Here is a 13,276-nt window from a genome sequence, read left to right as displayed (position 1 = left end):
GCCGGTACAGGCAACACAAGCCCCAGACCTGGATCACAACCTGAAATGCCCCACCATCCCCTTCAGGTCGGTACCCAGCTGCGCCAGCTCGATACTCGACCGGGCATTGTCCTGCATCGCCAACGCCGCCTGATCGGCACTACCACGGATTTGCGTGACACTGCGGCTGATCTCTTCTGCCACCGAGCTCTGCTGCTCGGCCGCCGCGGCAATCTGCTGGTTCATCTGCTGAATCAATGACACCGCCGCCGCAATGCTGCCCAGCGCGCTTTCGGTCTGCAGCGCATCAGCCACCGCCAAACGCACCAGCTCGGTACTGCCGCGAATCTGCGCCACCGACTGCTGGGCATTGCCGCGCAGGCTGGCGACCAAGGTCTCGATCTGCTCGGTAGACTGCCGGGTACGCCGCGCCAGCGCACGCACTTCATCCGCGACCACGGCAAAGCCACGCCCCTGCTCACCAGCCCGGGCTGCTTCGATAGCAGCATTCAGCGCCAGCAGGTTGGTCTGTTCGGCCACACTCTTGATCACTTCCAGCACGTCGCCAATGGTGTGGATCTCGGCACTGAGGCTGTCGATACCGGCGCTGGCCGTCTCCGCCGCCGACGCCAGTTGCTCGATGCGCTGCATGCTCTGGCGCACCACCTGCTGCCCGGAATCAACCTTCTCATCCGCAGCCTGGGCCGCCTGCGCCGCCTCCTCGGCATTACGCGCCACATCGTGCACGGTGGCGGTCATCTGCTGCATGGCGGTAGCCACCTGCTCGGTCTCTTCCTTCTGGCTGCCCACCTCGCGGTTGGTCTGTTCGGTCACCGCCGACAGCGCCTGCGCATTGCCGGCCAGTTGCTCGATGCCCTGCTGCAAACCGCTGACAATGCCCGACAGGCCCGCCGCCATCTGCTGCATGGCCTGCATCAGCTGCCCTACTTCGTCACGGCGTGGTGCCTGGGCGTCGAAGCTCAGCTCGCCGGCAGCGATGCGCTGGGCGCGGGCAATCACATGCTTGAGCGGGCCGACCACGGCGCGGGTGATCAGCCAGGCTGCCAGCACACCTACCAGCAGCGCCAATGCGGTAGCCAGGCCGATAGCCACGGCATTGCGTTGCAGATCGCCCTGCAGGGCCTGCTCTTGCCCCAGGTAAGCCTGGTCGACCCGGTTGGTGACTTGCTCGGCACTGGCCTGCAACTGCGCCTTCAAGCCCTGCTCGCGGGCCAGTTGGTCCGTGTATTCGTTAAGCTTTTCCGAGAAGCTGCCAATGTGCCCCGCCACTTCGCCCAACACACTCTGGTAGCCGGCATCGCTGACAGCGCCCTGCAACTGGCTGACCAGGCTGGCGGCTTCGACGGTCTGGGCGATGCGTTCCTGGCTGACGCCCTCTTCGCCCTTGCGGCTTTTTTCCAGGCGTACCCGCGCTTCGTCCATGGCCTGCAGCATCAGCCGCGACACCTGCGCCACCTGCGTGGCCTGCTCGAGGAACGCGCCGCCCTGCTGGCCCTGGGACTGCTTGAGGGTATACACGCCGTCATCGGCCAGGCCGGCCTGCAGTACGTCGAGGTTGTTGGCCACGCTGGACACCGACCAACTGGCCATGTCCAGCGCCAGCTCCTTGGCCTGCACCGCCTCGACAAAGGCCTCGAACGCCTGGCCATAGGCTGCCAGGTCGGTTTCCGCCGCCGCCAGCGCCGGCAGGCCACGGGCGCGTTCGACCAGGCCCTGCAAGCCGCTGCGCAAGGCCTCGGCCTGCTGCAGGTCGGAGCGCAGGGCAAATGCCTGCTCGTGCTGGCGCAAGCGCAGCAGGTCAGTATTGAACTGGGCCAGCTGGCGCAAGCTGTCGAAGCGCTGGCCAACGCTGTGCAGCGCGGCAATGCCAATGCCGGCCACCGCCAAGGTCAGCACCAGCACCAGGGCAAAGCCCAGGCCGAGTTTGCGTGCCATGCCCAGGTTCGCCAGCACACCGTGCTTGCTCGTGCCCATGCCGATTCCCCTTCTGCGTGCGAGGTTATCCCGAAGGCCAAGGGTGGCAACGTTGCCAGCCGATGAACAAGGGCCTGACGTCAGAATAGTGTCAAATAGCTATGAGCGTGTCGCTATCAGCTTGGCAGAGGTCGCCCTGCGTGCTGAAGGAAGGCCTGGGCGCGGGAGTCCTGCCCGTAAGCGACATTGATGCGCAGCCAGGCGCTGGCCGCGCCCTGGTAATCGAAGGCGCTGCCGGGGGTGAGCAGCACGTCGTGTTCCAGTGCAAGCCGCTCCAGGCTGGCAAAATCGCGGCCTGGCACCCGGGCCCAGACGAACATGCCGCCGTAGGGCTCGCAGAACACCTGCCAGCCAGCCTGCTCCAGCTGGCCGAGCAGCCTGGCCATGTGCTGCCCCAGGCGCACGCGCAGGCGCTGCACGCTCTTGCGGTAACTACCGTTGGCCAGCATCTGTCCCACCACCTGCTCGGCAAAGCGCGAGGTGCCAATGCCGCTGACCATCTTCAACTCGGCCAGACGCGCCAACAACACCGGGTCGGCGACCAGGTAGCCGACCCGCAACGAGCTGCTGAGGGTTTTCGAGAAACTGGCCATGTAGATTACCCGCTGCTCGCTGTCGAGGGTGGCCAGGCGCGTGACGGGGCCTTCCTGGAAGTCGGCGTAGATATCGTCCTCGATGATGCGCAGGTCGTGCTCGCGGGCCAGTTCCAGCAGGCGGTAAGCCACCTTGGGGGTCAGGCTGGTGCCGGTGGGGTTGTGGTACAGGCTGTTGATGAACAGGCAGCGCGGCTTGTGCGCCGCCAGCAGCGCTTCGAGGGCCGCCAGGTCCGGGCCTTCGGCGGTGCGCGGCACCGGCAGCATGCGCACCTGGTGTTGGCGCAGCAGGTTGTACAGGTTGTAGTAGCCTGGGTTTTCTACAAGGACCGTGTCGCCCGGGCGCAGCAGGGTGCGCACCAGCAGGTCCAGGCCGTGGCTGGCGCCGTGGGTGGTGAGGATACGTTCGGGGCCGGCGGCGATGCCCAGCTGCGCCAGGCGCTTGTGCAGCTGTTGGCGCAGGCTGGCCAGGCCCAGGGGTGGGCAATAGTCGAACAGGTCCTGCGGGTTGCCACGGCTCACCTGACGCACTGCCTGGGCCAGCTCGGTGGCCGCGCGCCAACTGCTGGGTAGCCAGCCGCAGCCCAGCTTGAGCAATTCGTCATGGCCCTCGCGAAACTGCCGCCAGCTGCCGTCGCTGGCCTCGCCCCAGGGTTGGGCGTCTTCCACGGCCAGGCCGGGTTTGCGCTCGGCGACGAAAAAGCCGGTGCCGTGACGGGCCTCCAGCCAGCCGTTGGCGACCAGGCGGTCGTAGGCTTCGATCACGCACGACGCACTGACCGCCTGGCTGCGGGCCAAAGCCCGAATCGACGGCAGGCGCGCGCCGGGGCGCAGGCGTTGCTGGCCGATCCAGGTTTGCAGGTGGTCGGTGAGTTGCTGCACCAGCGGGGTGGGGCTGGTGCGGTCGAGGGGCAAGTGCATGGGGCAAGTGTTCGCTGGTTTTGAGCGAACAGTTAAGCATAAAAGGGTTGGCGGTGTGTCTGGTGATCGGAATGGGCTGGCATCAGAGTGAACAGGCCCGGCCCTTTCGCGGGTGAACCCGCTCCCACAGAGATCGCACCAACCCGAGAGCGGTGCAGTACCTGTGGGAGCGGGTTCACCCGCGAAAGGGCCGGTACAGCCACTACAGAACCAGGATCCTACCCAATGCCCTCCGCCCCGGCCCGCCTGGCCTTCGCCCTCTGCCTGATCACCCTGGCGGTCAACCTGCAGGCCCCGCTGTACATCACCTATGCCGACCTCTCCGGCCAAGGCGCCGCCGCCACCGCAGTGGCCTTCTCTGGCTATGTGCTCGGCGTGCTACCCGTACTGCTGGCCCTGGGCGGGCTGGCCGACCGGGTTGGGCGCCGGCCATTGGTGCTCGCCGCACTGGCCCTGTCGATGGTCGCCACCGTGCTGATGCTGCTGGCCCCCAGCCTGCAAACCCTGGGCCTCGCCCGGCTGTTCCTCGGCCTGGGTACCGGCCTGGCCTCGGCCACGGCCACCGCCTACATGGGTGAACTGATGGGCAGCGCGGACAACACCCGCGCCGCCAACTGGGTTACCGCCAGCACCTCGCTGGGCTTTGGCCTGGGCGCGGCGCTGACTAGCCTGTTCCTGCTGCGCGGCCCCAGCCTGACCCCGGGCAGTTTCCACCTGCAACTGCTGCTGGCGGCGCTGGCCATGCTGCTGGTATGGCGCCTGCCGGACCCACGCCCGGCAAAACGCAACCCCATGCTGCGGCTGCCCTGCTATCCGCGTGGCAGCGTGGCCTATGGCCTTGCCATTTTGCTGGCTTGGGCCTGCGTGGGGCTGGTGATCGCCCTGCTGCCGGGCATCCTGCGCCAGCATGGGCTTAGCGCCTGGTCAGGGTTCTCGACCTTTTGCGTGATCAGCTGCGGGTTGTTGTTCCAGCCCATGGCACGGCACCTGCGCAGCCGTACGGCCACGCTGCTGGGGCTGGTGATATTGCCGTGCAGCTATGCCGTGCTGGCCTGGGGTGCGGACAGCGGCCAACTGGGCGCGGTATTGCTGGGTGCGGTGGCGGCCAGCAGTGCGTGCTACGGGTTTATCTACCTGGGCGGGCTGGCAGCGGTGAACCAGCTCGCCGGCAACGAGAAGACACGGGCCAGTGCCGGGTTCTTCCTGTTGGCGTATCTGGGGTTCAGCCTGCCGGTGATCTTTACCGGGCTGCTGAGTGACCGGTTAGGGTCACAGCTGGCCTTACTGGTATTTGGTGAAGTGTTGGTGGTGGGATGTGTTGTTGTTGGGCTGGCATTGTGGTGGTCTGCCAGGGCCTCTTCGCGGGCTTGCCCGCTCCCACAGAGACATCACAGGACCTGAGGGCAGCGGGGTACCTGTGGGAGCGGGCAAGCCCGCGAAGAAGGCCACGCGGTTTCGGCTCAGATCGCCGTAGCCCCACCATCCACCGCCAGGCAATGCCCTGTAGTGAACGCCGCGCCATCACTGCACAGGTACAGCACGGCACTGGCAATTTCCTCGACCTTGCCAATGCGCCCCACCGGATGCATGGCAGCGGCAAACTCGGCCTTGCGTGGGTCGGCCTCATAGGCGCGGCGGAACATGTCGGTGTCGATCACCGCCGGGCACACCGCATTCACCCGGATGCCCTTCTTGGCGTATTCGATGGCCGCCGACTTGGTCAGGCCGATCACCGCGTGCTTCGAGGCGCTGTAGATGCTCATCTTCGGCGCCGCGCCCAAGCCCGCCACCGAAGCGGTATTGACGATGGCCCCACCGCCCTGAACCAACAGCAACGGCAGCTGGTACTTCATGCACAGCCACACACCCTTCACGTTGACGCCCATGATGGCATCGAACTCCGCCTCGCTGCCCTCGGCCAGGCGGCCCTGCTCTATCTCGATACCTGCATTGTTGTAGGCATAGTCCAGCCGGCCATAGGCAGCGATCAGGCGCTCGTGCAGTTGGCGCACCTCGGCGTCACGAGTAACGTCGCAGGCAATGAACAGCGCCTCACCGCCCGCGGCGTGGATCAGGGCCACAGTAGCCTCGCCACCGGCCGGGTCGAGGTCGGCAACCACCACCTTCAGGCCCTCCTGGGCGAAAGCCAGGGCGGTTGCCCGGCCGATGCCGGCGGCGCCGCCGGTGACCAGGGCTACCTGGCCGGAAAAGGTCATGCTCATCGCGTGCTCCAAAGCGTGCTTGGTGGGGTTCAGAGCATAGTCAGCCACCACCCGCCCGGGCAGCATCATCACCCCACCGGTTGGGCTACCATGCTTGTCAGTGATGTTAAGGACCTGCCTACATCAACAGGGTAGATTTGACGCCTCCCCCTTCCATTGCCCACAAGGACCCGCCATGACCAACACCAACCGCCGCTTCCTGCTCGCCAAACGCCCGGTCGGCGCCGTGAGCCGTGACGACTTCAGCTTCGAGACCGTGCCCGCCGAACAACCCGGCGAAGGCCAGGTGCTGGTGCGCAACCTGTACCTGTCGCTGGACCCGGCCATGCGCGGCTGGATGAACGAAGGCAAGTCCTACATCCCGCCCGTGGCCCTGGGCCAGGTGATGCGCGCGCTGGGTGTTGGCGAAGTGATTGCCTCCAACCACCCCGCCTACAAGCCGGGCGACCATGTAAGCGGCGCCCTTGGCGTGCAGGACTACTTCACTGGCGACCCCCAGGGCCTGCACAAGATCGACCCCAACCTGGCCCCCCTGCCCCGCTATCTGTCGGCGCTGGGCATGACCGGCATGACCGCCTACTTCGCCCTGCTGGACGTCGGCCAGCCCAAGGCCGGTGACACCGTGGTCATTTCCGGCGCGGCTGGCGCGGTGGGCAGCATTGTCGGGCAAATTGCCAAGATCAAAGGCTGCCGCGTGGTCGGCATTGCCGGCGGCGCCGAGAAGTGCCAGTACCTGAAGGACGAACTGGGCTTTGATGGAGTGATCGACTACAAGGCCGAAGACGTGCTGGCCGGCCTGAAGCGCGAATGCCCCAAAGGCGTGGACGTGTACTTCGACAACGTCGGCGGCGACATCCTCGACGCCGTGCTGACCCGCATCAACTTCAAGGCACGCATCGTGATTTGCGGCGCGATCAGCCAGTACAACAACAAGGAAGCGGTGAAAGGCCCGGCCAACTACCTGTCGTTGCTGGTGAACCGCGCGCGCATGGAAGGCTTCGTGGTGATGGATTACGCCAAGGATTACGGCAAGGCCGCGCTGGAGATTGCCGGGTGGCTGGCCAGCGGGCAGGTGAAGAGCAAGGAGGATGTGGTGGAAGGGCTGGAGACCTTCCCCGAGACCTTGCTGAAGCTGTTCAGTGGGGAGAACTTTGGCAAGTTGGTGCTGAAGGTTTGAGATTGAGGTAGCCAACACTGGCCTCATCGCCGGCAAGCCAGCTCCCACAGGTACAGCGCCACCGTCGAGCCCGACGCTGTACCTGTGGGAGATTACCCAGCCCTTTTGGGCTGCGCTGTCGCGCAGAGAACAAATATCGCTCGTCTGACGCGTCCTTTGTAGGAGCAGCCTTGTGCTGCGAAGAGGCCGGTACAAGCAACAGACAGGCTTTGTCAGTACCGGCCTCTTCGCAGCACAAGGCTGCTCCTACAGAACCTCGCCGAACCAATGAGTCATGTGTTGTTCTATGAGAGCTGGCTTGCCGGCGATTGGGCCGCACAGCGGCCCCGGCGATAACTGCAGCACCGCGTTCGCAGCGCGTCAGACTTTCCTGAACCTTGCCCCCACCGCTTCAGCTTGAAGCAGCAAGCGAACTATCCTACGCAGCGGTCGGAAGCAGCTGAATTGTCGGGGAAATCCCTCAGGGATAACTTCACCGGGTCGCCATGTTGGCGACCGGGTGTGAGAACCTGTTATGCACTGCTGCTCCACTGTTCAATGGCAGCCATTCGCGGGCAGGCTTCGGCTTGGCCGGCGTCAGTGCACCGGTTTCTCACCCCGCGCAATGGCTGCCACCTTTGTCCGTGAGAAAGATCCGGGTGGTTGCTCCTCATCACGCACTGGATTTTCACCATGAAAAAGCACACCCCCTCCCCCATCCTAACCGCAGGCCTGGAAACCTTCCTCGAAGCTGGCAACCCCACCCTCGACCTGCTCCGCGTACAACCCGGCATACCGATCGATGATGCCTACGAGCACGTGTCAGTCCTGCTGGGCTACATCAAGCACCTTGTACGCGAAGGCGACATGGAAGATGACCACAAGCTGCTGGGCTCAGCCGATTACCTGCTGGCCATGGCCAAGGCCCTGATGAACGACATCGAACTGGCCAGGAACAAACTGCACTGACAGGTTTTGAGGGAACAACCCAAAATCCAAAAGCTGACTCGCCCGCTCACACAGGTCCAGCTCTGCCTGTGAGGCTGCGCTCTTCCGTGGGAGCCGGCTTGCCGGCGATCACCGCCAAAGGCGGTGCATGCACCAAGCCAAACAAAAAAGGCCAGCACTCTCGTGCCGGCCTTTCTTCACAACGCGGGCTACTTCTACTTACCCACGAATCTCCGCCACAACCGCAGCCAACGCCTGCGCCGGGTCGGCAGCCTGGCTGATCGGCCGGCCGATCACCAGGTAATCCGAACCCGCATCCAGTGCCTGACGCGGGGTGAGGATACGGCGCTGGTCATCCTGCGCACTGCCCGCCGGGCGAATACCCGGGGTCACCAGTTGCAGCGACGGGTGCGCAGCCTTCAGCGCCGGGGCTTCCAGCGCCGAGCACACCAAACCGTCCATGCCAGCCTTCTCGGCCAGCGCCGCCAGGCGCAGCACCTGCTCTTGCGGGTCGACATCCAGGCCGATGCCGGCCAGGTCTTCACGCTCCATGCTGGTCAGCACGGTCACGCCAATCAGCAACGGCTGCGGGCCGCTGCGCTTGGCCAGCTCTTCGCGGCAGGCCGCCATCATGCGCAGGCCACCGGAGCAATGCACGTTCACCATCCACACACCCATCTCGGCCGCAGCCCTCACCGCCATGGCGGTGGTGTTGGGGATGTCGTGGAACTTGAGGTCCAGGAACACTTCGAAGCCCTTGTCGCACAGGGCTTCGACAATGCCCGAAGCACTGCTGGTGAACAGCTCCTTGCCAACCTTCACCCGGCACAGCGCAGGGTCAAGCTGGTCAGCCAGCTTCAGGGCGGCCTCACGGGTAGGGAAATCCAGGGCGACGATCAGGGGCGTCTGGCAGGCGGACATGGGCAGGGTCTCTTGGCAAGTCGAAAACGGCGCGCATTGTAAACGAAGTGGCGCAGGCTTTGGGGCCCGCGGGTCACGGAATTGGCCCGACAGTGGCTGGCTCCTATAATTGAACCAACGGAACGGGCAATTGCTCAACATTTGTACAAGCGCTGCCCATCACCAGCAAAGGAGAACGACAATGCCCTGGTATGCCTGGCTGATACTCATCATAGCCCTCGGCTCGATCGTCGGCGGGCTGATGCTGCTGCGCGACACCGCAAAAAAACTGCCACTGACCGAAGAACAGCTGCGCAAGGTGCATGAGCGCAATGCCGAAGCGGATGCCAAGGATGCGCAGGACCGCTAGCGCCCCCTGGTCGCTGGCGCTGCCACGATCTGACCCGCTGATACGGTCCCTGTAGGAGCGGCCTTGCGTCGCGAAAGGGCTGCAAAGCAGCCCCAGCTATTCCTGCAACGCCGCTGAACCCCGGGGGCCGCTCTGCGGCCCTCTTCGCGACGCAAGGCCGCTCCTACACGAGGCTCGTCAACCAGCCAATTGCAGCACCTACTTCATGAAAGTCAGGGCCAGGACAAAAACCCAGCCCCCTCCCCCTTATTCCACCATCACCTTATCCCGGTTGCGCTCCAGCAACGCATTACCAATCCCTTTGATCTCCAGCAGCTCATCCACCGAAGCAAACGGCCCATTGGCCTCCCGGTAGGCCACTATGGCCTCAGCCTTGGCCTTCCCTATCCCGTTCAGCTCCTTCTGCAAAGTAAGCGCATCAGCCGTGTTCAGGTCCAGCCGCTGCGGCTGCTGGGCCTGCTGCTGGGTTACCACCGGCACCGGCTCGGCCACCGCCGTGGTGCTGGCCGGGGCGGCGCTAAGGGAAAAGGACAGGCTGGCGAACAGCGGTAGCAGCAGGTACGACAGAACGTTGTTACGCATGGTGAACACTCCTGGGTTGGTCATTTTCCAGCAGCCGGTTTCCTTCAGCTGCGCAATCAACCCTAGCGGCAAACCCGACATCGAAACAGCTACCATCATCGGCGAATGGTTACCAAATCGATCAATCACTCAGCCAACTTCGCCAACCCAAAAAACAATCGCCTTTTCCCTCCACCACCCCAGCCCGAGAGCATTGGCGCCATGCATCACGGCCTGTAGCCGAATACCCGTTTGTCCGATGCCGCATTCACAGCAAAACCTGCCCACATTCCTACAACCTCCGGTGAACAAGGCCTGAGCAGGAACAACAGCACTCTCCAGCGGGCCATCCCCACCTACGCCAACTGGCATCACATGAACCAACTGCTAGATTTTTTGAGCAATGGACAGCCGTTTGCTTGAAGGACCAAAGCTGCATGCCCTCACCCACCCGCCGCTTGCCCTCGCTCCCGGCCCGTCCACAAGGCCAGTCTCCGCGCGCCTGCCCGGCCCCTTTTTGGCCCACCCGTACCAGCCCGTCCAGCAAGAGGATCACCGCCGTGCCCCTCAAGACCCTCACCGTATTTGGCACCCGTCCAGAAGCCATCAAGATGGCCCCCCTTGCCCTGCAACTCGCCCAGGACGCCCGCTTCGAGTCGCGCGTGTGCGTAACCGGCCAACACCGGCAAATGCTCGACCAGGTACTGGAACTGTTCGGTATCACCCCCGATTACGACTTGAACATCATGAAACCCGGCCAGGACCTGACCGGCGTGACCACCGGGATTTTGCAGGGTATCCAGCCGGTACTGGCCGAATTCAAGCCCGATGTGGTGCTGGTGCATGGCGACACCGCGACCACTTTTGCTACCAGCCTGGCAGCCTATTACCAACAAATACCCATAGCCCACGTAGAAGCCGGCCTGCGCACCAATAACCTGTATTCACCCTGGCCAGAGGAAGGCAACCGGCGCCTTACCGGCACCCTGGCCGCCCTGCACTTCGCCCCCACCGCCACCTCGCGTGACAACCTGCTAAGGGAAGGCATCGACCCGGCGAGCATCTTCACCACCGGCAACACTGTGATCGACGCCCTGCTGGAAGTGGTGCACAAACTGGAGAGCCCGGCGCTGAGGGCACAGTTCGAGCGCCAGTTCGATTACCTGGCTGCCAACCGCCGCATGGTTTTGGTAACAGGCCATCGTCGCGAGAACTTTGGCGGTGGCTTCGAACGCATCTGCCAGGCTTTGGTACAGACGGCGCGCCAGTTCCCCGAGGTGGATGTACTGTACCCGGTGCACCTCAACCCCAACGTGCGCGAACCGGTCAACCGGCTGCTGGCGGATGTCGGGAATATCTACCTGATCGAACCACTGGATTACCTGCCGTTCGTTTATCTGATGAGCCGGGCGTACGTAATTTTGACCGACTCGGGGGGCATTCAGGAGGAAGCGCCGGCGCTGGGTAAGCCGGTGCTGGTGATGCGCGATACCACGGAGCGGCCAGAGGCGGTGGCAGCGGGGACGGTGAAGCTGGTGGGTACGGAGGTTGGGTCTATTGTCGGGGAGCTGGCTAGGTTACTGACCGATGAGGAGGCGTATCAGGAGATGAGCGTGGCGCATAATCCGTATGGCGACGGGAAAGCGTGTAGGCGGATAGTACAGGCGCTCGCTGATTTTGCCGTTGTACAAGATGATGGGAAGGCCCCGAGGGCTAACTAATCGATCCGGAGACAATGCGGCTGGCATGCCGCACTGCCCCGCATTACTTAATTTAGTTTTTGCAGCCTTTCCTTAGCCTGTACAACACCCGCATCAGCAGATTCTACCAACAAAGCCTTGCCACGCGCTGGATCCCTATTAGGATTATCGTCTGCGAGCAACACCTCCGCCAAATAAAATTTGGCGACATTTGATCTTCTTAGCACAGGAGTGCCAAGAATTTGCGCCGCCTTCTGATAATCCTTCTCGACATAACGACCGATTTTATATTCCAGCCCTGCGCGATTGGCCAAAACTGGATCATTATTAACGAGGAAACCCTGCTCCGCAATCAAAACAGCCAACTTATTAGCCTGTTTATCACGGGTCTGGTAGATAAGCTCATCAACCAGCTGCTTTATAAACTGATTGTCGCGATCCTTGACCAACTCTACGGCAACTTGCTTCAAATCCTGATCACTGAACGACTTTGTTTCTTCATTAACATAGCGAGCCGCATCAACCGCAGTAGCCGGCGCTCCCTGCGATACCTTATCAATAGGACTCTGACTATCGCATGCACCTATAAGCACACTTGCACCCAGCACAACCCCAAGAACAACAACCCTTATTACTCTATTATGACTCACGCTGACTCCCCTTATGGTGTTAGATAAAAAGGCTTGGTAACCGTTACGAAACCAGGTAGAGAACTACTTTTATTATAACGCAACATCGCCGAAGCGCTGGCTGTTCAAAACCCAAAAATCTAGCACGACCATGATAAGAACCGGCCATTATCACACACCGTCTTCCAAGGCCTGATAGACTTGTAAATGCTGGTTGACAATACTTTCGATCGCAAATGCTTGTTCGGCCAAAGCCCTGCCTTCAGCCCCCATCCGACCACGCATCTCATCATCTTCAACAAGAAGCTGGATTGCATCAGCGAGTGCACAAGCATCGCGAACTGGAACAAGTAACCCGGTAATATTCGGTATGATCGCGTCACGGCAGCCAGGAACATCTGTAGTGACAACAGCTCGCGCACTTGCAGCCGCCTCCGCTAAAACTTTCGGGAGGCCCTCACGATAGGATGGCAAAGTGACAATATGTGATTGCCTGAGAACTTCAGCAACATCAGCGTGATAACCTATACATGAGACGACCCCCTCCGACTTCCAACCGTCGAGTTCCGCTGCGGTGATACTTGTCGGGTTCCCTGGATCTGGCTGCCCGACTAACTGAAATTGTACTTTCACCCCGCGCGCATTCAGAATACGTGCAGCATCCACAAATTCCAGTACACCTTTATCACGCAGAAGACGAGCTACCAGCGTAACGACGCGAGTTGTCGGCTCTTCGGGATGCGGTTTGAAATGCTGAAGATCTACACCAGAACCACGGATGAGAGTACTCTTATCAGCGGTAATTGCCCCTATTGAAGCTAAAGCCTGGAGATCATCAGGGTTCTGGAAAACGGCTCGTAGATTTCGTTTACCCAGCGCAACTTTATACATCAAGTTTACAATTAAACGAATCAGCGTAGCCTTTTTACCGCTCGCCATAAAAACAAAACCCAGCCCCGAAATCGCCGCCAACACTCCCTTCACAGGTGACAGCCGCGCCACAATCCCCCCATACAATACAGGCTTTATGGTAACCATATGAAGAACGTTGGGCCGCAGCCGCCAGCACAGCAGCCATAAAGAATATATGGCTTTTATTTCAGATAGTGGATTTTTACCACTCCGACTCAAACAGACTGTGTGATGCGTAAAACCAAGGCGGACGATATCGTCGACCGCCGGGCCCTGGCGAGTGGCGATATGGACTTGATAACCTTCACGCCGGGCCGCTTCTGCTATGGGCAACCGATGTGAGAGAAAAAATCCAGGATCATTGATCACCATCAGTAGTACCGGTTTCAT

At 61.9% G+C, this 13,276-nt stretch carries 12 protein-coding genes and 1 pseudogene; 5 read left to right on the top strand and 8 right to left on the bottom strand.

The features are described from left to right. Nucleotides 1–33: 33 nt before the first annotated feature. From M1D87_RS07055 to M1D87_RS07045, 3 genes and pseudogenes are all read right to left on the bottom strand, one after another. Nucleotides 34–738 (bottom strand): methyl-accepting chemotaxis protein, encoded by a 705-nt coding sequence (locus M1D87_RS07055; RefSeq protein WP_397427734.1) that lies wholly within the window; start codon nucleotides 736–738, stop codon nucleotides 34–36. 204 nt (nucleotides 739–942) lie between these two features. Further along, a pseudogene (locus M1D87_RS07050) lies at nucleotides 943–1,422 on the bottom strand (methyl-accepting chemotaxis protein); the annotation flags it as partial. A 668-nt stretch (nucleotides 1,423–2,090) separates the two neighbouring features. Further along, nucleotides 2,091–3,488, bottom strand: a complete 1,398-nt coding sequence (locus M1D87_RS07045) for an aminotransferase-like domain-containing protein (RefSeq protein ID WP_289810429.1) — start codon at nucleotides 3,486–3,488, stop codon at nucleotides 2,091–2,093. Between the two features lie 225 nt (nucleotides 3,489–3,713). Here M1D87_RS07045 and M1D87_RS07040 point away from each other — a divergent pair, with 225 nt between their 5' ends. After that, nucleotides 3,714–4,889, top strand: a complete 1,176-nt coding sequence (locus tag M1D87_RS07040; protein ID WP_123085755.1) for an MFS transporter — start codon at nucleotides 3,714–3,716, stop codon at nucleotides 4,887–4,889. A 59-nt stretch (nucleotides 4,890–4,948) separates the two neighbouring features. On the opposite strand, the gene M1D87_RS07035 is transcribed toward M1D87_RS07040, so the two are convergent. Next, nucleotides 4,949–5,710: an SDR family oxidoreductase gene (locus M1D87_RS07035; RefSeq protein ID WP_096010081.1), complete on the bottom strand. Its 762-nt coding sequence runs from the start codon at nucleotides 5,708–5,710 to the stop codon at nucleotides 4,949–4,951. 175 nt (nucleotides 5,711–5,885) lie between these two features. On the opposite strand from M1D87_RS07035, the gene M1D87_RS07030 reads away from it, so the two are divergent. Together M1D87_RS07030 and M1D87_RS07025 are read left to right on the top strand one after the other, a co-directional pair. Beyond that, nucleotides 5,886–6,887, top strand: a complete 1,002-nt coding sequence (locus M1D87_RS07030; RefSeq protein WP_096010016.1) for an NADP-dependent oxidoreductase — start codon at nucleotides 5,886–5,888, stop codon at nucleotides 6,885–6,887. A gap of 672 nt (nucleotides 6,888–7,559) precedes the next feature. Then, complete coding sequence (locus tag M1D87_RS07025) at nucleotides 7,560–7,835, top strand: DUF3077 domain-containing protein (RefSeq protein ID WP_421091888.1); 276 nt, start codon at nucleotides 7,560–7,562, stop codon at nucleotides 7,833–7,835. 198 nt (nucleotides 7,836–8,033) lie between these two features. On the opposite strand, the gene pyrF is transcribed toward M1D87_RS07025, so the two are convergent. Next, on the bottom strand, nucleotides 8,034–8,735 hold the full coding sequence (gene pyrF / locus M1D87_RS07020) for an orotidine-5'-phosphate decarboxylase (RefSeq protein ID WP_421091887.1): 702 nt from the start codon (nucleotides 8,733–8,735) through the stop codon (nucleotides 8,034–8,036). Nucleotides 8,736–8,916: 181 nt separating this feature from the next. Here pyrF and M1D87_RS07015 point away from each other — a divergent pair, with 181 nt between their 5' ends. Beyond that, the gene (locus M1D87_RS07015; protein WP_010952850.1) at nucleotides 8,917–9,084 is read left to right on the top strand and encodes a DUF2897 family protein; all 168 of its coding nucleotides are present in this window, start codon (nucleotides 8,917–8,919) and stop codon (nucleotides 9,082–9,084) included. A 246-nt stretch (nucleotides 9,085–9,330) separates the two neighbouring features. On the opposite strand, the gene M1D87_RS07010 is transcribed toward M1D87_RS07015, so the two are convergent. Then, nucleotides 9,331–9,666 (bottom strand): ComEA family DNA-binding protein, encoded by a 336-nt coding sequence (locus M1D87_RS07010; RefSeq protein WP_024086485.1) that lies wholly within the window; start codon nucleotides 9,664–9,666, stop codon nucleotides 9,331–9,333. Nucleotides 9,667–10,205: 539 nt separating this feature from the next. Between M1D87_RS07010 and wecB the strand changes: the two genes are divergently transcribed. Continuing rightward, nucleotides 10,206–11,366: a non-hydrolyzing UDP-N-acetylglucosamine 2-epimerase gene (wecB, locus tag M1D87_RS07005; RefSeq protein WP_421091886.1), complete on the top strand. Its 1,161-nt coding sequence runs from the start codon at nucleotides 10,206–10,208 to the stop codon at nucleotides 11,364–11,366. A gap of 47 nt (nucleotides 11,367–11,413) precedes the next feature. Here the strand turns inward: wecB and M1D87_RS07000 are convergent, their stop codons facing one another. Beyond that, entirely contained in the window at nucleotides 11,414–11,995 is a 582-nt protein-coding gene (locus tag M1D87_RS07000) for an SEL1-like repeat protein (RefSeq protein ID WP_421091885.1), read from the bottom strand. 150 nt (nucleotides 11,996–12,145) lie between these two features. After that, nucleotides 12,146–13,276 carry a glycosyltransferase family 4 protein gene (locus M1D87_RS06995; protein ID WP_421091884.1) on the bottom strand — a complete coding sequence of 377 codons (1,131 nt, stop codon included), beginning with the start codon at nucleotides 13,274–13,276 and terminating at the stop codon, nucleotides 12,146–12,148.

The organism is Pseudomonas sp. SA233 (assembly GCF_054792385.1).
The sequence above is the reverse complement of the archived record's forward strand: the minus strand, read 5'-3'. Positions and strand labels throughout refer to the sequence as shown.